At 43.2% G+C, this 21465-nt stretch carries 22 protein-coding genes, 1 tRNA gene and 1 pseudogene; 16 read left to right on the forward strand and 8 right to left on the reverse strand.

The window, feature by feature from the left end; translation table 11 throughout:
• Positions 1 to 638 precede the first annotated feature (638 nt).
• From EV202_RS01785 to EV202_RS01815, 7 genes are all read left to right on the forward strand, one after another.
• Positions 639 to 712: transfer RNA gene (locus EV202_RS01785), tRNA-Thr, on the forward strand.
• A 145-nt stretch (positions 713 to 857) separates the two neighbouring features.
• The gene (locus EV202_RS01790) at positions 858 to 1394 is read left to right on the forward strand and encodes a DUF4199 domain-containing protein (RefSeq protein WP_131752932.1); all 537 of its coding nucleotides are present in this window, start codon (positions 858 to 860) and stop codon (positions 1392 to 1394) included.
• Between the two features lie 71 nt (positions 1395 to 1465).
• Complete coding sequence (locus tag EV202_RS01795; protein ID WP_106068630.1) at positions 1466 to 2419, forward strand: glycosyltransferase family 2 protein; 954 nt, start codon at positions 1466 to 1468, stop codon at positions 2417 to 2419.
• Between the two features lie 2 nt (positions 2420 to 2421).
• Positions 2422 to 2907, forward strand: coding sequence for a DUF6452 family protein (locus tag EV202_RS01800; protein ID WP_106068629.1), 486 nt, complete (start codon positions 2422 to 2424; stop codon positions 2905 to 2907).
• The gene (locus tag EV202_RS01805; RefSeq protein WP_131925032.1) at positions 2876 to 3637 is read left to right on the forward strand and encodes a DUF6048 family protein; all 762 of its coding nucleotides are present in this window, start codon (positions 2876 to 2878) and stop codon (positions 3635 to 3637) included. The genes EV202_RS01800 and EV202_RS01805 overlap by 32 nt, the downstream gene beginning before the upstream one ends.
• Positions 3638 to 3642: 5 nt before the next feature.
• Entirely contained in the window at positions 3643 to 4224 is a 582-nt protein-coding gene (locus EV202_RS01810) for a manganese efflux pump MntP (protein WP_106068627.1), read from the forward strand.
• 26 nt (positions 4225 to 4250) lie between these two features.
• The gene (locus EV202_RS01815; protein WP_131925035.1) at positions 4251 to 5264 is read left to right on the forward strand and encodes an FAD:protein FMN transferase; all 1014 of its coding nucleotides are present in this window, start codon (positions 4251 to 4253) and stop codon (positions 5262 to 5264) included.
• 392 nt (positions 5265 to 5656) lie between these two features.
• Here EV202_RS01815 and EV202_RS01820 read toward each other — a convergent pair whose 3' ends face one another.
• Positions 5657 to 6025 carry a DMT family protein gene (locus tag EV202_RS01820; RefSeq protein WP_131925037.1) on the reverse strand — a complete coding sequence of 123 codons (369 nt, stop codon included), beginning with the start codon at positions 6023 to 6025 and terminating at the stop codon, positions 5657 to 5659.
• 13 nt (positions 6026 to 6038) lie between these two features.
• A complete protein-coding gene (locus EV202_RS01825; RefSeq protein WP_131925040.1) occupies positions 6039 to 6794 on the reverse strand; it encodes an ATP-binding protein in 756 nt (251 codons plus the stop codon).
• A 159-nt stretch (positions 6795 to 6953) separates the two neighbouring features.
• Here EV202_RS01825 and EV202_RS01830 point away from each other — a divergent pair, with 159 nt between their 5' ends.
• The 5 genes from EV202_RS01830 to mnmE all read left to right on the forward strand — a co-directional run bounded on the left by EV202_RS01830 (position 6954) and on the right by mnmE (position 12591).
• A complete protein-coding gene (locus tag EV202_RS01830) occupies positions 6954 to 8384 on the forward strand; it encodes a tetratricopeptide repeat protein (RefSeq protein ID WP_131925043.1) in 1431 nt (476 codons plus the stop codon).
• A gap of 10 nt (positions 8385 to 8394) precedes the next feature.
• Positions 8395 to 8865, forward strand: a complete 471-nt coding sequence (locus EV202_RS01835) for an NfeD family protein (protein ID WP_106068622.1) — start codon at positions 8395 to 8397, stop codon at positions 8863 to 8865.
• Between the two features lie 24 nt (positions 8866 to 8889).
• The gene (gene floA, locus EV202_RS01840; protein WP_106068621.1) at positions 8890 to 9891 is read left to right on the forward strand and encodes a flotillin-like protein FloA; all 1002 of its coding nucleotides are present in this window, start codon (positions 8890 to 8892) and stop codon (positions 9889 to 9891) included.
• A 34-nt stretch (positions 9892 to 9925) separates the two neighbouring features.
• On the forward strand, positions 9926 to 10804 hold the full coding sequence (locus EV202_RS01845; protein ID WP_106068620.1) for a nucleoside phosphorylase: 879 nt from the start codon (positions 9926 to 9928) through the stop codon (positions 10802 to 10804).
• Positions 10805 to 11202: 398 nt separating this feature from the next.
• Positions 11203 to 12591 carry a tRNA uridine-5-carboxymethylaminomethyl(34) synthesis GTPase MnmE gene (gene mnmE, locus EV202_RS01850; RefSeq protein WP_131925045.1) on the forward strand — a complete coding sequence of 463 codons (1389 nt, stop codon included), beginning with the start codon at positions 11203 to 11205 and terminating at the stop codon, positions 12589 to 12591.
• A gap of 270 nt (positions 12592 to 12861) precedes the next feature.
• On the opposite strand, the pseudogene EV202_RS01855 reads toward mnmE, so the two are convergent.
• Positions 12862 to 13080, reverse strand: a pseudogene (locus tag EV202_RS01855) (hypothetical protein); the annotation flags it as partial.
• Between the two features lie 88 nt (positions 13081 to 13168).
• Positions 13169 to 13378 (reverse strand): helix-turn-helix domain-containing protein, encoded by a 210-nt coding sequence (locus tag EV202_RS01860; protein ID WP_131925048.1) that lies wholly within the window; start codon positions 13376 to 13378, stop codon positions 13169 to 13171.
• A gap of 123 nt (positions 13379 to 13501) precedes the next feature.
• Here EV202_RS01860 and EV202_RS01865 point away from each other — a divergent pair, with 123 nt between their 5' ends.
• Positions 13502 to 14329, forward strand: a complete 828-nt coding sequence (locus EV202_RS01865) for a GIY-YIG nuclease family protein (protein WP_106068617.1) — start codon at positions 13502 to 13504, stop codon at positions 14327 to 14329.
• A gap of 90 nt (positions 14330 to 14419) precedes the next feature.
• Positions 14420 to 14932 (forward strand): DUF6155 family protein, encoded by a 513-nt coding sequence (locus EV202_RS01870; RefSeq protein WP_106068616.1) that lies wholly within the window; start codon positions 14420 to 14422, stop codon positions 14930 to 14932.
• Positions 14933 to 15056: 124 nt separating this feature from the next.
• Here EV202_RS01870 and EV202_RS01875 read toward each other — a convergent pair whose 3' ends face one another.
• Entirely contained in the window at positions 15057 to 16370 is a 1314-nt protein-coding gene (locus EV202_RS01875; protein WP_131925051.1) for a UDP-glucose dehydrogenase family protein, read from the reverse strand.
• A gap of 3 nt (positions 16371 to 16373) precedes the next feature.
• Positions 16374 to 16922, reverse strand: a complete 549-nt coding sequence (gene rfbC / locus EV202_RS01880; RefSeq protein ID WP_131925054.1) for a dTDP-4-dehydrorhamnose 3,5-epimerase — start codon at positions 16920 to 16922, stop codon at positions 16374 to 16376.
• A 274-nt stretch (positions 16923 to 17196) separates the two neighbouring features.
• Between rfbC and EV202_RS01885 the strand changes: the two genes are divergently transcribed.
• The gene (locus tag EV202_RS01885; RefSeq protein WP_106068613.1) at positions 17197 to 18249 is read left to right on the forward strand and encodes an HU domain-containing protein; all 1053 of its coding nucleotides are present in this window, start codon (positions 17197 to 17199) and stop codon (positions 18247 to 18249) included.
• A gap of 41 nt (positions 18250 to 18290) precedes the next feature.
• Positions 18291 to 18812, forward strand: coding sequence for an FHA domain-containing protein (locus EV202_RS01890; protein ID WP_131925057.1), 522 nt, complete (start codon positions 18291 to 18293; stop codon positions 18810 to 18812).
• Between the two features lie 46 nt (positions 18813 to 18858).
• Here EV202_RS01890 and EV202_RS01895 read toward each other — a convergent pair whose 3' ends face one another.
• Positions 18859 to 20298 (reverse strand): tagaturonate reductase, encoded by a 1440-nt coding sequence (locus EV202_RS01895; protein ID WP_131925060.1) that lies wholly within the window; start codon positions 20296 to 20298, stop codon positions 18859 to 18861.
• 68 nt (positions 20299 to 20366) lie between these two features.
• Positions 20367 to 21428, reverse strand: a complete 1062-nt coding sequence (locus EV202_RS01900) for a LacI family DNA-binding transcriptional regulator (RefSeq protein WP_106068610.1) — start codon at positions 21426 to 21428, stop codon at positions 20367 to 20369.
• Between the last annotated feature and the right edge of the window lie 37 nt (positions 21429 to 21465).

The raw sequence follows: 21465 nt of genomic DNA on the forward strand, positions 1-21465 counted from the left end.
TACTAACTCCGTAGCTACTCCGTACATATAACATTATACCAGAATTCGGGATAGACGGTTTCTTTTCTTCTAAAGATGAGGGGCTGCATCCTATCGGGCGGATATTTCTTGAATGCACCGGTTTACAATGGTCAGGCAGAAGAGAAGAGAGCCTTTTACGTCGAGCGCCCCCTGTTTGACAGCTGCAAGCCTTTGTCATGACAGACACAAGTGTCCAAGCCGACAGACACAAGTTCCTGACGTGACAGACACTGGTGTTTGAGCCGTCAGACACTTGTGTCTGACAGGGCAGGAGTAAACATCTGTTAACCAATGGGATTCTACTTTAAAATACAAGTATCCGTGTGAGGTTATCGTCCTGCTTCTTATCCCGAACCCGGATATATTATAGTTACGGAGATGACAAGAAAAAGATAAGAAGCAAATATGTTCTCGACCCTACCTCCCCAGGAAAGCCCTTTTCCGAAAAATAAATGCAAAAAACGCTCGAAGCCTATTGCTCATTTCAAAAAAAGGCGTACCTTTGCAACCGCAAAACGGGTAAGTCCTATACGGCCAGCTCCCTTCGAATCCTCCAGGGCTTGATCGCAGCAAAGGTAGTTGGTTGTAGCGGCGCGATATAGTAAGCTTACCCACCCGCCTCTTTAGCTCAGTTGGCCAGAGCACGTGATTTGTAATCTCGGGGTCGTTGGTTCGAATCCGACAAGAGGCTCAAAAGAAAGCAGGTGATACGAAAGTGTCGGCTGCTTTCTTTTTTTTCGTCCCTACCCCAATCCTCTAATTTATTAAAAAACTACACATTCGCTTGCTTTCGAATCCAACTATATTTATACCTTTGCATATTATTTCTAAAAAGAATGACAGAGAATAAAGGACACATGCAGAGATATGCAATGCTATTCGGTACCTATATAGGAATGTATTGGATATTGAAATTCATACTCTTTCCCATAGGATTGACAGTTCCCTTTTTAGCCCTTCTCTTCATGGGGCTTACGTTCTGCGTCCCTTTCATGGGGTACTACTATGTACGGATGTATCGCAATGTGGCGTGTGGAGGGAGCATCAGTTTTCTACATGCATGGGTATTTACCGTTTTCATGTACATGTTCGCCGCCCTACTTACTGCCGTGGCGCATTATATCTATTTCCGTTTCATTGATCATGGTTATATCATCACTGCCTGCGAGACAGTGATTGACGCACTTGCACAAAGCAATGCGCCGGGAATGGACGAGTATATCGCTACATACCGGGAAGCATTAGAGGCTGCCCGACTACTTACGCCTATAGACATCACGATGCAGTTGGTGTCATGGAATGTCTTTATAGGATCGATATTGGCTCTTCCCACTTCTTTATTCGTGATGAGACGGAAGAGAGGAGACAAATAGAGAAGATGAGAGTGAAACCTAAGCAGTAATGCTGCCTCAACCGTAAATTGTTAATATCAAAATAAAGAAAAATGGATATTTCAGTTGTCGTACCTCTATACAATGAGGAGGAATCCCTTCCGGAATTGTTCGCATGGATTGAACGGGTGATGAAAGCCAACGGTTTTTCGTATGAGGTGATTTTTGTGAACGATGGAAGCACCGACCACTCGTGGCAAGTGATAGAACAATTACAGGCACAAGCACCGGACAGAGTAAGAGGCATTAAGTTCCGCCGTAACTACGGAAAGTCTCCGGCACTGTTTTGTGGCTTCGAGCAAGCATTGGGCGATGTAGTAATAACGATGGATGCAGACTTGCAAGACAGTCCGGACGAAATACCCGAACTCTACCGGATGATCACGGAAGAAGGATATGACCTTGTATCCGGCTGGAAACAAAAGCGCTACGACCCGCTGTCGAAAACGCTACCTACCAAACTTTTCAACGCCACTGCCCGCAGCGTATCAGGCATCAAGAACCTGCACGACTTTAATTGTGGATTGAAAGCATACCGCAAGGATGTAGTAAAGAACATAGAAGTATATGGTGAAATGCATCGCTATATCCCCTATTTGGCCAAAAATGCTGGTTTCCGGAAAATCGGCGAGAAGGTGGTACACCATCAGGCAAGAAAATATGGAAAGACCAAATTCGGACTGAATCGTTTCATAAACGGATATCTGGATTTGCTTTCTCTTTGGTTCCTCTCTACGTTTGGAATAAAACCGATGCACTTCTTCGGCTTGCTAGGTTCGTTGATGTTTATCTTTGGATTCATTGCCGTCATCATTGTAGGTGCCAGTAAGCTGTATTATATGCACAACGGCATGCCCTACCGCCTAGTGACAGACTCTCCCTACTTCTTCCTGTCGCTGACATTGATGATTATCGGCACCCAACTTTTTGTAGCAGGATTTCTCGGAGAACTGATTTCACGCAATGCACCCGAACGCAACAAGTATCAAATAGAAAAAACAATTTAACGATGAAAAATCTAGTCAGATTTATAATACTCGGTGGTATCCTATGTCCTTTACTTGGCATAGTGCTTTCCTGCTCGGAAGAAGCCGATTGCTCCATGGCAGCACGCAGCATGGTGCAATGCTATCTATATAAGATAGACAAGGATACCCAAATAGCACAAAACGACACGCTTGATTCCCTTACAGTAACTGCTTATGGAACAGACTCTATCATCATCAATAATCAAAAGAAAGTACACGATATTTCGTTGCCATTAAGATATACGGTCGATTCCACCAAACTGATATTCAAATACAGCAAAACAAAAAGGGATACCGTGGTCATCCGCCATACCAATACCCCCTATTTCTTGTCAATGGATTGTGGTTACCAGATGAAACAAGCCATCACAAGCGTGCATTATACCCGTACTTCTCTCGACTCGATCTTTATAGCAAATAATGAAGCAGGCATATATGGAAAGGAAAATCTTAAATTATTCTATTAGCCTTGTACTCTGCCTGCTGACAGTCTTTCCGCTATGGGCGCAGAATGCACCGGCATCCTCTAAAGGTAAAGCGCCTCGGAAAGAGAAAAAGGATAAAAAAGAAGAAGCTGTATATCCACTCTACAACGGTGTATCTATGGGGGTTGAACTATGGGGGTTCGGCAGTGCTGCCCTTGGAGGCGACTTCCTGAGTTCCGAAGTATCAGTGGACATCAATCTGAAAAACCGCTTTTTCCCCATTCTCGAACTTGGGTATGGAAGCACCGATTCTTGGAGCGAGAAAGGGATACATTATAAAAGTTCTTCTCCCTACCTTCGCATAGGAATGGACTATAATGCACTGTACAAGAAAAAACATGGGCACATGCTGCTTGTAGGCTTGCGTTATGGTGCAAGTAGCTTCAAATACGACATAGCAGCAGCACAACTGGACGACCCTGTATATGGCGGCACAGTGGGTAACCCGAACTTGGAAGATAATATCTGGGGAGGTAGCCACCCTTATGTGCATAAAGACATGAAAAGCGCCATGCAATGGGCGGAATTATGCGTAGGTATCAAGGCTCATATATGGAAGGCCTTCTATATGGGATGGTCCTTACGCTTCAAATTCAAATTATCTACCACACCCGATGAACATGGTGATCCATGGTATGTGCCGGGTTTTGGGAAATACGGTTCCAGCACAATGGGAGTATCTTATACGATAACTTATAAATTGCCTCTTTAAGATTTATGACAGGATTAGATATCTGGCTACTGGCTATAGGACTTGCAATGGATTGCTTTGCCGTTTCTATAGCCAGTGGAATAATATTGAAACGCACCCGACCGAAGCCCATGCTGATCATGGCATTCTTCTTCGGCTTCTTTCAGGCACTTATGCCACTGCTCGGCTGGATGGGAACCGGTTTTTTCAGCCATCTGATAGAGAGTGTAGATCATTGGATTGCTTTCGGCATCTTGTTTTTTCTGGGAGGAAGAATGGTGATAGAATCTTTTAAGGATGAAGATTGCAGGCAAGAATATGACCCCACCCGCCTGAAAGTTGTGTTGACATTGGCCTTGGCAACAAGTATCGATGCTTTGGCGGTAGGCATCTCGTTCGCTCTGCTGGATATCAAAAGTTTCCAGACACTGCTACCATCCATCAGCATCATAGGTTTTGTATCGTTCATCCTGTCGATGGTGGGTTTGATGTTTGGCATCCGTTTTGGTTGCGGCATAGCCCGCAAGCTGCGCGCCGAGCTTTTCGGTGGTTTTATTCTTATCGCCATCGGTGCCAAGATTCTGATTGAGCATTTGTTTTTCACTTAAAGAGTTCTTTTCAAACAACTACGACAATGGACAAAAGAGTACAACGAAATTTCTTATGGATTGCCTTGCTCTTATTAGGCACCATCTGGATATTGGCACGCCACAACCGCCCAATCCCCTATCAGACCGACAGCGGACTGATATTCGGTACAATATATAAGGTGACCTATCAACATGACAGAAGCCTGAAAGAGGAGATAGAAGCAGAACTTAAACGCTTCGACGGTTCGCTTTCACCCTTCAACGATACGGCAATCATCACCCGTATCAACCGAAACGAAGACATCATTGCCGACAGTTTTTTTATCAACGTATTTCATCGCAGCATGGAAATATCCAAAGAGACCAACGGCGCTTTCGACATCACCATTGCTCCATTGGCCAATGCATGGGGATTTGGATTCAAGAAAGGAGCATTCCCCGACTTTGTCGTGATAGACAGTCTGCTGGAAATTACAGGATATAATAAAGTGCAAATATCCACAAAAGGAAAAGTGGTGAAGCAAGACCCACGTATCATGCTTTCGTGTAGTGCCGTGGCCAAAGGTTATGCCGTAGACGTCGTAGCACATCTATTAGAAAAAAAAGGAATCGGCAACTTCATGGTAGATATCGGAGGAGAAGTGGTTGTCCGTGGAAAGAATCCGCAGGACGGGCTTTGGCGCATCGGCATAAACAAACCCGTAGACGATTCGTTAGCAGTAAACCAAGAATTGCAAACCATCTTGAAAGTCACGAACTTGGGCATAGCCACTTCCGGAAACTACCGTAACTACTATTACAAAGACGGGAAAAAATATGCACATACCATCGACCCGCGTACCGGCTATCCCGTACAGCACAATATCTTGTCGGCAACGGTCATTGCCAAAGATTGCATGAGCGCAGATGCCTATGCCACAGCATTCATGGTGATGGGGCTGGAAGAAGCGGAGCGTTTTGCGGACATGCACCCTGACATTGACGCATGTTTTATCTATGCAGATAAAAAAGGCAAACTGCAAATGTTCCTGACCAAGGGCATGAAGAAGTATATGTGAGCAACCTCTTCGTTGCTTACCGGAGCTTCTCCTTATTGCATACCGCTTCTCGCTGATGTAACATCGCCTCGGTACTCCCTCTCTTCCTGCTGATTTCCCCACATACGTCAACTTACGGGAATCACCCCACGTTTTATACTCGAACCTTTATTCGCAGTGCGCGGATATTCGTTCGCACATTGCGGATATTTGTCCGCAGTGTGCGTTTTTGTATCCGCACGGTGCGAACAGAGATTTATCCAAGCATCGAACAAGTTTACTGTTTACCTCAAACGTTTTTATTCTGTACAGCCAACAGATTTTTTATATAGATACACCTTTGTTACTGCAAGCGTTCTTTCCACTCTCACAAAAAGGCCGAGACAAGACGACGAGGGTAAAACACCACGGAATCACTTATAGAACACGAAATACACTGCCAAAACCAAACAGATAAAAGCTACAAAATGATTCCAATGCAACGTTTCTCCCTTGAAAAGGACTGTGGTGAATACAGTAAAAATAATCAAAGTAATCACTTCCTGAATCACTTTCAACTGCATCAGAGAAAACGGTCCCCCATTTCCCATGAAACCGATACGGTTGGCCGGCACTTGACAGGAATACTCTGCCAAAGCAATCGCCCATGAAAACAGGACGACAGCATACAGTGGCCAACTGGAAATAACTTTTGTTTCCTGCAATTTCAAATGGCCATACCAGGCAAACGTCATAAAAATGTTGGATACGATCAACAATAGAATGGTATAAAATGCTTTCATAAACGGTTAGGGGTTAATGATCAGTGGTTCGTTTTTGGGGGAGCAATTCTTCCTGCACGTTCGCCATACTGCCCCACAAACTATAGCGCGCCTCGGGGTTCATTGCTTCCAATTGCTTCAGAATGCCTTTCATCGTACTACGGCTGGACTGCGACTCGTAAGGACAAATTTTCACTTGTTTGCGATAGCCTCTGGCCTTTGCCAATTCTATCAAATCTGCTTCATGAACCAGACACATCGGACGGATGATTGTCATATCAAATTTCTTCATGACAAGCCGGGGAGGCATTGTGCTGAATGCTCCTTGATAGGTGGCATTCATCAACAACGTCTCCAAGATGTCATCCATGTGATGCCCCAATGCTATTTTATTGCATCCCTGCTCTTTGGCCACAGTGAACAGCGCTTTGCGCCGATTCCAGGAACAAAGGAAACAAGGAGACTTACGAGTATCGGTAGAAGCATCGAATTCCGTTTCGCAAAGGACGAAAGGTATGCCCCATGACTCGACATATTCTTTCAGATAGGCCACATCACTCTGATATGGGATATTCTTCATCACCACATGAGCAGCAACGACAGAGAACCTCGGCTTGAACACCCGAGCACGCTTGGCCATAAGTTCGACCAATGCCAAAGAGTCCTTGCCGCCGGAAAGACCGATGAGTATCTTATCTCCTTCCTCGATCAGGCCATACTCTACCACCCCTTTACTGAACCGCTTCTCTATGCGACGCAGCAGCTTTTCTTCTTCGGAAAATTGCGCCATAAATACAATGATTGTTTTTTGGTTGTTGAATAAACGGCTGCAAAAGTAAGAGAAAAGAACGATTTAAAGAAGAATTAACATAATAGAATTAAGGAAACAGGCTTTATTCCCGATAAATTTGTATTTTTGAAATCCTGAACAAATTCAGCAGACTACAAGATGAAAAAGATATATATATTTTTCTTTCTATTCGGCTTTCTGAACATAACAGTTTCGGCACAGACTTTGGCTGAAGCAAAAGCTCTATATGAAAAGAAAGAATACGAAAAAGCCAGACCGGCATTTAAGAAACTTGTAAGGACACAACCGGCAAACGGCAACTATAATTTGTGGTACGGCGTGTGCTGTCTGGAAACCGGAGAAGCAGCCGAAGCCTTGAAATATCTGGAAACAGCCGTGAAGAAACGCACTCCGGGCGGACAGCTGTATTTAGCACGGGCATACAATGACCTATATCGTTATGAAGATGCCGTTACAACCTACGAGACCTATATCTCGGACTTAAACAAGAGGAAACGCCCTACGCAAGAAGCCGAAAAGTTATTGGAAAAGAGCAGAAGCAATTTACGCATGCTGAAAGGCGTGGAGGAGGTCTGCTTTGTAGACAGTTTCGTCGTAGACAAAGAAAACTTTCTGGAAGCATACAAGCTCAGTCATGAATCAGGCAAACTTTTCATGTACAACAGTTACTTCAAAGACTCCAACACACAAGGAGGAACCGTATATGAAACAGAGTTGGGCAACAAGCTATACTACAGCGAATTGCAACCGGACAGCACGCTCAGCATACTTTCACGCAACAAACTGCTGGATGCATGGAGCAACGGCAATCTCCTGCCCGAAAGCATCAATGAAGGTATAAATGCGAGTTATCCATACGTACTCACAGACGGAATAACCATCTATTATGCATCGGACGGTTCTCATTCGATGGGGGGCTATGACATCTTTGTCACACGATACAATACGAATACGGATTCCTATCTGACACCGGAAAATGTAGGCATGCCTTTCAACTCCCCCTATAATGATTACATGTACGTAATAGACGAATTCAACAATCTGGGATGGTTTGCCTCCGACAGATACCAACCGGAAAATAAAGTCTGCATTTATGTGTTTATCCCTAATACCTCAAAACAGGTGTACAATTATGAGGCTATGGAACAGGATAAAATAATTGCATTGGCACAAATCCACTCCATAAAAGACACATGGACAAATACTGACGCCGTTACGGCTGCTCAGGAAAGATTACAGAAGTCGGTCGATGAAAAACCGAAAACGTCCCAACAACACGAGTTCCAGTTCATCATTGACGATAACAACACGTATTACCGGTCAGACGATTTCCGGTCTCCGCAGGCCAAAGCCCTGCACAACCAATACGTCCTATTGGAAAAAAGCTACAAGCAGCAACAGGAAAAGCTGGCAAAGATGCGCTCGGAATATGCCAATGCCGGTAAAAACGAAAAAGACGGAATGTCTGCCGCTATTCTCGATTTGGAGAAAAGGGTTCAACAATTGTCGGCAGAATTGGAGCAAGCCATCGTCAAAGTGAGAAATACCGAAAAACAAGTCATCAAATAAATAAAGAATCATGGACATATTAATCATCGCAGTATTGGTCATTGCAGCTATCATTCTGTTTTTAGTGGAGCTATTCATTGTTCCGGGCATCAGTATTGCCGGTTTCTTGGCAGGAGGATGCATTGTCGTTGCCAATTATTATGCCTTTGTACAAATGGGAACAACAGCAGGCTTCATAACACTGGCCATATCTGCCGTGGCCTGCATCGGCTCATTAATCGGATTTATGCGTTCAAAAACATTGGACAGGCTTTCGCTTAAAAAAGATATCACTTCCAAAGTAGACCGCACAGCCGAAGAACGGGTAAAGGTGGGCGACGTAGGCGTCACTACCACTCGCCTGGCTCTTATCGGTTATGCCGAAATCAACGGTGACATTGTAGAAGTTAAATCCATCGACGGTTTTCTGGATGAAAAGACTTCCATCGTAGTGAACCGCATTACGAACGGGGTACTTATGGTTGAAAAGCTAAAAAACTAATATTCACTTAATACTTGATAACTTATGGATCCAAACACAATGTATCTGACCGCCTTTCTTATCATAGGAGGCATTATTTTTCTGGTACTGTTCTTCCACTACGTACCGTTCTTCTTGTGGCTTTCTGCCAAGGTGTCGGGAGTCAACATTTCGTTAGTGCAGCTTTTCCTGATGCGTATTCGTAATGTTCCTCCCTATATCATTGTTCCGGGAATGATCGAAGCGCATAAAGCCGGCTTAAAAGATATCACCCGAGACGAATTGGAAGCGCACTACCTTGCCGGAGGACATGTGGAAAGAGTAGTACATGCATTGGTTTCTGCCTCCAAAGCCAACATTGAGTTGCCATTTCAAATGGCCACTGCCATTGACCTTGCCGGTCGTGATGTGTTTGAAGCTGTGCAAATGTCAGTAAATCCCAAAGTGATAGATACACCTCCTGTAACTGCCGTTGCCAAAGATGGCATCCAATTGATAGCCAAAGCCCGCGTCACTGTACGCGCCAATATCCGCCAATTGGTGGGTGGAGCCGGAGAAGACACCATCTTGGCCCGTGTAGGCGAAGGTATCGTATCGTCCATTGGCTCGTCCGAGAACCATAAAACCGTATTAGAGAACCCCGATTCTATTTCCAAATTGGTATTGCGCAAAGGTCTGGATGCCGGAACAGCTTTCGAAATTCTTTCTATTGATATAGCCGATATCGATATAGGCAAGAACATTGGTGCCGCCCTGCAAATAGATCAGGCAAATGCTGACAAGAACATAGCTCAAGCCAAAGCTGAAGAACGCCGTGCCATGGCAGTGGCCAGCGAACAGGAAATGAAAGCCAAAGCACAGGAAGCCCGCGCCAAAGTAATCGAGGCCGAAGCTGAAGTGCCTAAAGCTATGGCCGAAGCATTCCGCAGCGGCAATCTCGGCATCATGGATTATTATCGCATGAAGAACATCGAAGCCGACACTTCCATGCGTGAAAATATAGCCAAGCCCGCAACCGGCAACAACAATCAACCGTTAAGTAAATAACCTCTAAAAGAGATAAGTTCAAGCATCTACGAAAATGAAAAAATATTTTGCTTCTTCCGAACTGATAATCAATGAAGATGGTTCAGTCTTCCATCTGCACGTAAAGCCGGAATGGCTGGCAGACAAAGTAATCCTGGTAGGCGACCCCGGGCGGGTGGCATTAGTAGCTTCTCATTTCGAGCACAAAGAATGCGAAGTGGAAAGCCGTGAGTTCAGAACCGCGACCGGTACTTATAAAGGAAAACGCATTACCGTAGTTTCCACCGGCATCGGTTGTGACAACATCGACATAGTAATGAACGAATTGGATGCTCTTGCCAACATCGATTTCCATACGCGCGAAGAGAAGCCTCAACTGCGTCAGCTTGAAGTAGTGCGCATCGGCACCTGTGGCGGTCTGCAACCCGACACGCCGGTAGGTACATTCGTATGTTCCGAGAAGTCCATCGGCTTTGATGGCCTGCTGAACTTTTATGCCGGACGCAACTCTGTTTGCGACCTGCCCTTTGAGCGTGCCTTCCTGAACCATATGGGATGGTCGGGCAATATCTGCGCACCTGCTCCTTATGTCATTGACGCAGACACCGAATTGATAAATCGTATTGCGCAAGACGACATGGTGCGCGGTGTAACCATTGCCGCCGGAGGCTTCTTCGGTCCGCAAGGCCGGGAGCTTCGTATTCCATTGGCCGACCCGCACCAAAATGAGAAAATTGAAAAATTTGAATACGACGGATATCGCATTACCAACTTCGAAATGGAGAGTTCTGCACTGGCCGGACTAAGCCGCCTGATGGGACACAAGGCGATGACCGTATGCATGGTCATTGCCAACCGGTTGATAAAAGAAGCCAATACCGGATACAAGAATACAATCGATACGCTCATCAAAACCGTACTCGATCGTATCTAACAAGTACGGCATTGGTTCAGCTTCAACGCCTCTCTCCATTCAACCGATAGCCGTTATAGCACACCCCTCTAAAAGGTCATTTCAAACTCTACATCGGAGTATTGATATGACCTTTCTTTGTTAAGCCCCACACTTCAGTGAGCCTATGCCCACACTTAACGAGCCGTAACCCCACACTTTAGGAAACGTATGCCCACACTTTAGGAAACGTATGCCCACACTTCAAAGGAGTTCTCCCCACACTTCAGGAGACACAATCCCACACTTTGGAAAGTATAAGCCCACACCTTAGGAACGATAAGTCGGGAGAAAAAATAAAACAAGTAACGGACTTTTCAGACGAACCTTTTTTGCAAAGAAAACATTATATTTGCAAAAGGTAAAATATACAGAACAAAATGAATCAAGATACTATTTGTGCCATAGCCACCGCCCAAGGAGGTGCCATAGGTTGCATCCGTGTTTCCGGACCGAAAGCAATAGAAATAACCTCGCTCATCTTCACCCCTGCCTCCCCCGGCAAGATATTGGAAGAAAGTAAACCATACACACTCACCTTCGGTCGTATTCACGAAGAAGAAACAATCATCGACGAAGTGTTGATCAGTTTATTCCGTGCTCCACATTCATACACCGGAGAGAATAGCACCGAAATCACCTGCCATGGTTCCGGCTATATCATGCAAAAGATACTGCAACTACTCATTAAAAAAGGTTGTCGCATGGCACAACCCGGAGAATATACCCAACGCGCATTCCTCAATGGCAAAATGGATTTAAGTCAAGCAGAAGCTGTAGCCGACCTGATAGCTTCCTCCTCCGCCTCAACCCATCGTCTTGCCATGAACCAGATGAGAGGTGGTTTCAGTAAAGAACTTACCGCATTGCGTAATCAGCTATTACATTTCACCTCCCTTATAGAACTGGAATTGGACTTCAGCGACCACGAAGAGCTGGAGTTTGCCGACCGATCCGAGCTCTGCCAACTGGCCGACGGCATAGAAAGAGTTATTTCCCGCCTGATACACTCTTTTAGTGTGGGGAATGCCATAAAGAACGGCATCCCCGTAGCCATAATAGGTGAAACGAATGCCGGCAAGTCCACACTACTGAACACACTGTTGAATGAAGAAAAAGCGATTGTCAGCGATATCCACGGAACGACACGCGATGTAATAGAAGATACAGTCAACATTGGTGGTATCACTTTCCGCTTCATTGATACGGCAGGCATCCGCGAAACAAGTGATACTATTGAAAGTATTGGCATCGAACGTACTTTCCAAAAACTAGAACAAGCAGAAATTGTTCTATGGATGATTGATGCAACTGACACTGCATCTCAGATATCACAGCTATCCCTGCAAATACTCCCTCGTTGCGAAGGAAAACAACTTATTCTTGTATTCAACAAAGCCGATTTAGTAGAAAACCCTTCGGACATTTCCTCTACCCTCCCCTTTCCGGAAAAGATACAATCCATTGCGATTTCCGCCAAAAAACAAACCAATATCGATGCCTTGAAGCAAATGTTAGTTTCTACCGCCAATCTGCCGATCGTAACTCAGAACGATGTCATTGTCACAAACCTCCGCCACTACGAGGCCCTAACCCATGCTCTCGAAGCCATCCAACGAGTTCAGCAAGGTCTGACCGATAATCTTTCCGGAGATTTCATTTCACAAGATATCCGAGAGTGCATCTTCCACTTGAGCGACATTGCAGGAGAAGTCACAAACGATATGGTACTTAAGAATATCTTTGAGAACTTTTGCATCGGCAAGTAAAGTGGTGATTACCAACGATTAGCATATCTCATCAACGATTATCAAGGCGTTCATTTTGAGTGCCTTTCTTTTTAGCCTTATAAGCGATGGTTATCGTTTATAGGGCTTTTTCAGCTCATTTTTGTACCGCATTTGTTGCTCGCTTGTTACTCTCCGATTTTAGGTCGGAAAGGTCGTGGACACACTGGTACGTCATGGTACGTGGTGGTACGCGATGAAACAGATTTGGCGAAATAAACGGATAAATAATGAGTAGTAAAATCGACATTCAGCAAATGCGTCTGTTTCTTCACGCTTAGCTTCAAGTACCCCTACTGCTTTTCCATTAATGAAAAGGAAATAATCTGCTTCAAGATTTCCTTTCAATAAACCTTCTCTTATGGCTACAGCTGTACAAGTAGGTTCATAATCCTCCCTGTTGACTACTTTCCAACCAGCATCGGCAAACCACTGGTCTATCTTTATTCTTGCTTTTTCTTCAGGAGTCATGTTCTTGATATTGTATATTATCGGAAGTTCATAGGCACATCTGCAACAGGTTACAAAAGAAACCTGAACCTCCTAACCGTATTAAATACTATTGTAATCTTTCTTTTTTATCGGTTATCAAATCCTTCAAATCGACTTGTAATATCTCCGCAATCTGTTGCAAGGTTTCCAAATTTGGCTGAATCTGATTACAAGCATAGGCATTTACCATACTGAAACTCTTGTCTAGTTTTTTTGCCAACCATGTTTGAGAGATACCTTTTTCAGATAATACAGCCTTTATTCTATTCAGTTTCATTCTTTGATATGATTTTATAATGCAAATATAGCGAATTATATTCTATAATAGTGTATATTTGCATTAAGAAAAGTCAGTTCTTAAATGAGTTATACCTCAAAGTAATTGAATTTTGACATATTTATGGGAAAGACTGTAACAACATATTTAATTGACGGAGATCCTAAAGGAACTCAATACGCATTCATTAGCAACAAAATTTGCCAAATGTTTGTCGTACCACGTTCTAATCTCTCCTATTTGAATACACAAGAGAAGTTACAAAAACCTGCATTCTATATATTACTGGGGGAAGATGAATCAACAAAACCGCAGGCATATATAGGTGAAACGGAAAATTTCAAAGAACGTGTAAAAGACCACGACAGCAAAAAAGCGTTTTGGCAAAAAGCACTCATATTCGTATCGAAAGACGCCGATATGACTAAAGTTGATGTGCAATACCTAGAACATAAAGCGATAGCCGAAGCCAAGAAAGCAAACGCTTTTGTTTTAAGCGATAATAAACAAATCTCTAAAGCACCGAATCTACCAGAGCATCAACAGGACTCAATGGATGAATTTTTCGAAGATGTGAAGTTTCTGGCATCATTTATCGGTTGCAATATTTTTGATGTATCACAACCCAAAGAAGAACATCTATTCTACACCAAAGGTAGAGGATGCAATGCAAAAGGCTTCTATAGTTCCGATGGCTTTACAGTCCTAAAAGGAAGTACTGTTGCCAAAACAATGGTTCCGTCTTTCAACTGGAAAGAAAAACGAGAAAAGATGCTTCAAGATTACACTTCTACTGAGAACGGAATATTGGTATTGACATCAGATAAAACTTTTTCAAGTCCCAGTACTGCTGCAGATTTCTGTATTGGTAGCAGTAATAATGGCTGGTTGATATGGAAAGACAAAGATGGAAACACATTGGATTCAGTTTATAGAAAACAGCTGGATTAATAACATATCAATTGGAAGCATATATGGAAGAAAAAGGATTGTTTGGAAATTAGCAGGAATGTAAAATACACAATTATTGAAAATCAATCTATGTCAAAAGCAAAGCTAAAAAAACACTTGTTTTCACTTACAAAAGAACAGATAACCGATATTGTTCTTGAACTATACGATGCACGTAAAGAGGCAAAAGATTATCTGGAATTTTATCTTGCCCCAGATTGCAACGCTGAATTAGAAAAGAGCAAGAAAGCTATCAGAAACGAGTTCTTCCCAACTCGTGGATTTTCCGAAAAGCCGTCATTTGCCAAATGTCGAAAAGTCATTTCCGATTTTCAAAAACTAAAACCGGAGCCAACCACTGTTGCCGATTTAATGTTGTTCTATATCGAACAAGGATGCGAATACACACTTGAATTTGGCGATATGTGGGAACAGTTCTATACAACACTGGAGGGAAATTTCAACAAGGCTATGCGCTTTATCTTTCTCAACGGATTGTTAGCCTGTTATTACGAACGGATTGAAAAGCTTATTGATAGCGTATCGAATTGTGGCTGGGGATTTTATTACACATTACAAGATATTTATTCTGAATATCGGTAGTGGTTTTTAAGCTTTGATAGGCAGTATCCATAATTTTGTGTAAAATAAAAATAAGAAAGACGGAGTGATTTCCACCTTTCTTATTTTTATATTTCCATCGACTCCAATAATCATATCCTGTAACTTATTTGCCGATACAGTGATATGTAAAGCCCTGTTCTTCCAGTTCTTTTTTGTCATAAATATTACGGCCATCCAGTATTAGCAACTGCTTCATAGCTTTCTTGATGACCGCCCATGATGGTAAACGAAACTCGTTCCATTCGGTAATCAGCATCAATGCGTCTGCATCCAATGTGGCATCATACATATCTGTTGCATAATATACGCTATCACCGATGCGGCGACGGCATTCATTGATGGCAGCGGGATCGTATGCCCGTATGCTGCATCCGGCTTTCGATAGCTTGTCGATCAAGACCAAAGCCGGCGCTTCACGCATATCATCTGTTTCCGGTTTAAACGATAATCCCCAAAGAGCAATGGTTTTTCCTTTCAGGTTGTTATTGAAATGCTTCTGGAGTTTCTCAAACAAGATGTTTTTTTGGTTTTCGTTGACTTCCTCTACTGCTCGAAGTACCCTCATTTTATACCCATTCAGTTCGGCAGTCTTTATCAAAGCCTTTACGTCTTTTGGAAAACAAGAGCCACCATAGCCGATGCCCGGATATAGGAACTTACGTCCGATACGAGTATCAGAGCCTATACCACTACGTACCATATTGACATCTGCTCCTACCAATTCGCACAAATTGGCAATGTCATTCATGAAGCTGATACGAGTGGCCAACATGGAATTAGCGGCATATTTGGTCATCTCGGCAGAAGGTATATCCATAAAAATGACACGGAAATTATTTAGCAAGAAAGGTTTGTAAAGTTTACTCATTATCACCTTTGCACGTTCCGATTCCACTCCCACTACTACACGGTCAGGACTCATAAAATCATTGATAGCATTGCCTTCCTTCAAAAATTCCGGATTTGAAGCCACATCAAATTCAAGGTCTGATCCTCTCTTGTCCAACTCAGCCTGAATGGCTGCACGCACTTTCTGAGCAGTACCTACAGGTACGGTACTTTTTGTGACCACCAATACATACTTCTGCATATTTCGTCCAATAGTGCGAGCAACTTCCAATACATAACTCAGGTCAGCACTACCATCCTCATCGGGAGGTGTTCCTACGGCACTAAATACAACGTCCACTTCGTTTAGACAACTCTCTAAAGAAGTTGTGAATTGCAGGCGACCTGCCTTCACATTACGGTTTACCATTTCCTCCAGTCCATTTTCGTAGATGGGGATAATGCCTTTTTCCAGTGCTTTTATTTTTTCACTGTTAGTGTCTACGCAAATCACATTGACACCAATTTCTGCAAAACAGGTGCCGGTCACTAAACCGACGTACCCTGTACCAACGATGGCTATTTTCATAGTTTATTTATAATAAACCGCATCTTTGAATGATACGGCATGTCTGTCTTTTTCTGATAATATGAGTAACTCTTCATCAATGGGCCATTCAATGCCGATCGTTTCGTCATTATAGCGAATAGATGCTTCGGATTGAGGGGTATAGGCATTGTCTACTTTATAAGTAAAAACAGCTTCATCGCTCAGTACCAAAAAACCATGTGCAAAGCCCCTCGGGATGAAAAACTGTCGTTTGTTTTCTTCACTTAACTCCATGCTGACGTGTTTTCCGAATGTAGAAGATGATTTCCTTAAGTCGACAGCGACATCCAAAACCTTTCCACTCAGAACGCGTACCAGCTTGGCCTGACTATATTCTGCTTTTTGATAATGCAAACCACGCAATACTCCGAAAGACGATTTAGATTCATTGTCCTGAATAAAGTGAACATCTCCTATATGGATACGAAACTCTTCTTCTTTAAATGCCTCCATGAAATATCCGCGTGTATCATGAAAAACTTTTGGTTCAATCAGCCATACACCATCAATCTCTGTCTGTATGTAGTTCATTCTTTCAAAATGATTTATGTATTTTCTTTTTTATTCTATATTATAGCTTGGTCTGGTTCTGATTTATAGAACACTAAGCTTCTATCTTTCTACATTGGAAAGGTATATAAAACATTGCAAATGTATAAAAAAAAACTGATTCTTTCTCGTCTGGCTTGAAAAAGCTTTTCCTATACTATATGTGGCAGGTAAGAGGGGGTATTGTTTATAAATTGTTGATAAGAAAAAACGCCGGGAACTGGTTTATATCCGATATTTCAGTTATTTTTGTTGCATGATTGAGTTGTCACAACATATAGAAGCGTTATTATTGGAAAATGATTGTGTCATTGTTCCTGGATTAGGCGGCTTTGTTGCTCACTATACCTCAGCAACACGAATTGAAGAAGAGAATCTCTTCCTACCCCCTACCCGCATCATCGGTTTCAATCCTCAACTGAAGATGAATGATGGAGTGTTGGTGCAATCTTATATGGCTGTTTATAACACCAGTTTTGCAGATGCTACCCGAATGATCGAAAGAAAAGTGGAGGGGATTTTTGCTACTCTTCATGAAGAAGGAAAAGTGGGTTTGTCTAATGTAGGAGAACTTCGTTATTCTATTCATGGCACATATGAATTTATCCCTTACGATGATAAAATCACCAGCCCTTATTTGTATGGCTTGGATAGTTTTGAAATGAAAGAACTATCTGTTTTGACGCAATTTACCGGAGGGAAGATTATCCCAATGATTCCTACAATAGAGAAGAATAAGAAAAAGAACTTTGAAATCAAGGTTAACCGTTCATACTTGTCGAATGCTGTAGCTATGATAGCGGTCATTGTTCTATTCTTCCTGCTATCCACTCCACTGGAAAACACGGAAGTGTTAGAAGGAAACTATGCGCAGCTACTTCCTGAGGAGCTTTTTGAGAAGATAGAAAAGCAATCTCTGGCTTTTACTCCGGTTGTCGTTTCGAAGATAGCAGAAAACAAAAAGAATCCGGCGGCTTCTGTTGCGCCCGTAAAGCCCAAAGTCGTAGCAAATGTTCCTCGTCCGACAATAGCCGCTACGATGAAAGTGGATGTTCCAGAGGGTGTCAATCCCGTTTCTCCTACCCTACCCTATCATATCATTGTTGCAAGTGTGGGAACAGAAAACGATGCACATCTGATGGCAGAGCGCCTGATACAAAAAGGCTTCTCTGGCGCAAAAGCCATTATTGGCGACGGAAAGATGCGTGTCTGCATTCAGTCGTGCAGTACTGAAACAGAAGCTTATCAGGCTTTAAATGAAATTCGTAAGCATGAAGCTTATCAGAATGCGTGGGTACTGAAGAAATAAGAGTATACCTCTCCATATCAATTATAATATTTTGATAATCAATGAAACGAATCCGTTGTCCTAAATGTGAGAGTTATTTAACGTTCGATGAAACAAAGTATAGCGAAGGCCAGTCATTGGTCTTTGTTTGCGAGCAATGTAAAAAGCAATTCAGCATTCGCTTAGGCAAGACAAAAATGCAAGCTCCTCAAAAAGAGGAGCTACCCAATGAAGAAGAATACAAAAATGCTTTCGGTAGCATTACGGTTATAGAAAATGTATTCGGATTCAAACAGGTACTACCTCTCAAGGAGGGGGATAATGTGATAGGGCGTCGTTGTGTGGGAACAGTAATTCATGCGCCTATAGAAAGCTCGGACATGAGCATGGATCGCAGGCATTGCATTATCAATGTAAAACGCGGCAAGCAAGGCGGACTGGTATATATACTGCGCGATGCTCCCAGCCTGACAGGGACTTTCCTGAACAATGAACTTTTAGGTGACAAAGATCGTGTCCGCATTAAGGATGGAGCAATTGTAACTATTGGCGCCACCACATTTATTCTGCGTACGGCAGAATAGAAATAGGTAACCCCAAGGGCCTCATGACTCTTGGGGCTACTTATTTTTAAAGGATACCTTTCACTGTTTCCAGCATTCCCTTAGATAGAATCGAGTCCAAGTTAGCTTTCACAGCTGTGCTAAGTCCGGGAATGGAATTCAGGTTTTCTCCCCAAATAAATGTTGCACCCAATACCCCTTCTGTTACTTTTTGGGTATCGCCGGTTGCCCATAAATCTTTCAGAAGTTCTATGATTTCCGGAGCATCGTTTGGAACGATTTCAGCACCGTCTTCGCGAACACCACCTTTGTAATATGTAATGATGGCTGCAAGGCCGAGCACCAATCCTTTGGGCAGTTCGCCTTTGCGTTGCAAATAGGTCTTCAATCCCGGAAGATCTCGAGTCTGGTATTTGGGAAATGAATTCAGCATGATACTGGTTACGACATGATCGACAAACGGATTATTGAAACGCTCCAATACGTCTTCGGCAAACTTCTTCAGCTCGTTTTTAGGCAAGTTTAATGTTTCCATTAATTCGTCGAACATCACTTTATTGATGTATTTACCGATTACCGGATGTTGGCAAGCGTCACGAACGATATTGATTCCGGATAGGTAGGATACCGGAGACAGAACAGTGTGAGGACCATTCAGCAGTGTTACCTTTCTTTCGTGGTAAGGTTCTTCGGATGGAACAAACAGCACGTTCAGTCCGGCCTTGTCTGCGGGGAACTCTTTTGCCACTTCTTGCGGCGCTTCAATTACCCACAAATGGAAAATCTCAGCCTGAACCACGAGGTTGTCGTCGTATTGCAGTTTTTCTTTAATGGCGGCAATATCTTTACGGGGAAATCCCGGTACAATGCGGTCGACCAATGTAGCATACACACCACAAGCCTCTTCGAACCAGGCTTTGAACTCGTTGCCCAACTGCCATAATTCGATGTATTGATAAATCGTCTCTTTCAGTTTGTGCCCGTTCAGGAATATCAGTTCGCAGGGGAAGATGATAAGTCCCTTGCTCTTGTCGCCATTGAATGTTTTGAAACGATGATACAGCAATTGTGTCAGCTTGCCCGGATAGGAAGCAGCGGGGGCATCGGTAAGTTTGCACGAGGGATCGAAGGCAATACCGGCTTCCGTAGTGTTGGAGATAACAAAGCGCATTTCCGGCTGCTCTGCCAATTTTAGGAACTCCTCGTTTTGTGTATAAGGATTCAATGCGCGGCTGATTACGTCAATCAAAGTCAGACTGTTGACTGTTTCGCCTTTGTCCAGGCCTTGCAGGTTGACATGATAAAGATTATCTTGCGCATTCAGCATATCCACCATACCTTTGTCGATGGGTTGCACTACTACTACGCTGCTATCAAAATCTGTCTTTTGATTCATGTTGTAGATAATCCAATCCACAAACGCACGCAGGAAGTTTCCTTCACCAAACTGGATGATGCGTTCCGGACGTTGTACTTTGGTAACTGTTTCTCTGTTTAATGCTTTCATTTCAAAAAAATGGTTTAAATGATTGATATGGTTATTTATGTTACTTGTCATTGAAGAAAAGACTGGCATTACTCGAACTCAAAATAAAAATCAATGTTTTCTTTCATCATCACATCAATAGGCATGTATTTCACGGCTGTGACCGTTTTCTTGAAGACAATATGATTACACAAGGCTTTTACGCCGCAATAACCTTGCAGGCCGGGACGTTGGCCGATGAGATAGTTCACTTCGCCTGTTCTCAGGTATTCCACGTTCTTTTGCAGAAGGTCGTAACCTAACAGATTCTTCAACTTCTGCCCTTTCTGCTGCAAATAGTGCGCCACTTGATATACGCGGGAATTGAATACCACTCCTAAAACAGCCTTTGGGTGTTCATTAAAGAACGCGTCTAATATTTGCAGATTGGTATCTGCGTCTTCTTTGTGCAGAACGATGTCGTGAATGGGCAGGTTGTAATGTCTCTCGGCAAGATATTGCATGAATCCTTCCAAGCGGCGCTGCATCTGTATCTCGGCCGGATTGTTCTTCTGGTTGTTGAGGAAAAGCACAAGCTCCTGCCCTGCTTCGTAGCTGCTCATCAGGATTTTGGCAGCAATGTATCCGCTGGTTCTGGAATCTTGCCCGATATAGCATAAGGCATGTGTGTGCTCAATGTTGAAATCGACAAATACATATGGAATATCGTTCTTTTCCAGATAAGATGTAAGCTTCAATGTCTCTTCCTCGAAGTTCGGTGCAATCAATACCGCATCGGCCGATTCTTGTTGGAGAAGCCGGCACGCTTCTTCGTATGACTGCTTGTCGGCATGCGAATAGTATAAATAATCCACCCCTACATTAATAAGATGGAGTTCTTGCGCAGCACGCCCCACCCCTTGAGCTACGGCATGCCAATAATCGTGCTCTATATAATAAGGTATAATGCAAACAATGCGATAGCGCTTCTTGGCAGCCAGCCCAATGGCAAACACGTTAGGTTGATAGTCTATCTCATCGAGTACTTTCTGAACCTTCTCCATACTGGCATGGGATACGTCTCCGCGATTGTGCAATACGCGATCCACGGTTCCGGCAGAGACGCCTGCCATACGTGCGATGTCTTTAATGGTATAGATTTTATTTTCCATTTTTAAGGTGTATTCCTGAGTCGATAAAGGTGTGACG

It is taken from the genome of Prevotella heparinolytica, from assembly GCF_004342845.1.
In the GTDB taxonomy this organism is placed as follows: Bacteria; Bacteroidota; Bacteroidia; order Bacteroidales; family Bacteroidaceae; genus Bacteroides; species Bacteroides heparinolyticus.

Coding starts and splice junctions, on each gene's coding strand:
- EV202_RS01790 (WP_131752932.1), top strand. CDS start 858: ATGACAGAGAATAAAGGACACATGCAGAGATATGCAATGCTATTCGGT.
- EV202_RS01795 (WP_106068630.1), top strand. CDS start 1,466: ATGGATATTTCAGTTGTCGTACCTCTATACAATGAGGAGGAATCCCTT.
- EV202_RS01800 (WP_106068629.1), top strand. CDS start 2,422: ATGAAAAATCTAGTCAGATTTATAATACTCGGTGGTATCCTATGTCCT.
- EV202_RS01805 (WP_131925032.1), top strand. CDS start 2,876: ATGGAAAGGAAAATCTTAAATTATTCTATTAGCCTTGTACTCTGCCTG.
- EV202_RS01810 (WP_106068627.1), top strand. CDS start 3,643: ATGACAGGATTAGATATCTGGCTACTGGCTATAGGACTTGCAATGGAT.
- EV202_RS01815 (WP_131925035.1), top strand. CDS start 4,251: ATGGACAAAAGAGTACAACGAAATTTCTTATGGATTGCCTTGCTCTTA.
- EV202_RS01820 (WP_131925037.1), bottom strand. CDS start 6,025: ATGAAAGCATTTTATACCATTCTATTGTTGATCGTATCCAACATTTTT.
- EV202_RS01825 (WP_131925040.1), bottom strand. CDS start 6,794: ATGGCGCAATTTTCCGAAGAAGAAAAGCTGCTGCGTCGCATAGAGAAG.
- EV202_RS01830 (WP_131925043.1), top strand. CDS start 6,954: ATGAAAAAGATATATATATTTTTCTTTCTATTCGGCTTTCTGAACATA.
- EV202_RS01835 (WP_106068622.1), top strand. CDS start 8,395: ATGGACATATTAATCATCGCAGTATTGGTCATTGCAGCTATCATTCTG.
- floA (WP_106068621.1), top strand. CDS start 8,890: ATGGATCCAAACACAATGTATCTGACCGCCTTTCTTATCATAGGAGGC.
- EV202_RS01845 (WP_106068620.1), top strand. CDS start 9,926: ATGAAAAAATATTTTGCTTCTTCCGAACTGATAATCAATGAAGATGGT.
- mnmE (WP_131925045.1), top strand. CDS start 11,203: ATGAATCAAGATACTATTTGTGCCATAGCCACCGCCCAAGGAGGTGCC.
- EV202_RS01860 (WP_131925048.1), bottom strand. CDS start 13,378: ATGAAACTGAATAGAATAAAGGCTGTATTATCTGAAAAAGGTATCTCT.
- EV202_RS01865 (WP_106068617.1), top strand. CDS start 13,502: ATGGGAAAGACTGTAACAACATATTTAATTGACGGAGATCCTAAAGGA.
- EV202_RS01870 (WP_106068616.1), top strand. CDS start 14,420: ATGTCAAAAGCAAAGCTAAAAAAACACTTGTTTTCACTTACAAAAGAA.
- EV202_RS01875 (WP_131925051.1), bottom strand. CDS start 16,370: ATGAAAATAGCCATCGTTGGTACAGGGTACGTCGGTTTAGTGACCGGC.
- rfbC (WP_131925054.1), bottom strand. CDS start 16,922: ATGAACTACATACAGACAGAGATTGATGGTGTATGGCTGATTGAACCA.
- EV202_RS01885 (WP_106068613.1), top strand. CDS start 17,197: ATGATTGAGTTGTCACAACATATAGAAGCGTTATTATTGGAAAATGAT.
- EV202_RS01890 (WP_131925057.1), top strand. CDS start 18,291: ATGAAACGAATCCGTTGTCCTAAATGTGAGAGTTATTTAACGTTCGAT.
- EV202_RS01895 (WP_131925060.1), bottom strand. CDS start 20,298: ATGAAAGCATTAAACAGAGAAACAGTTACCAAAGTACAACGTCCGGAA.
- EV202_RS01900 (WP_106068610.1), bottom strand. CDS start 21,428: ATGGAAAATAAAATCTATACCATTAAAGACATCGCACGTATGGCAGGC.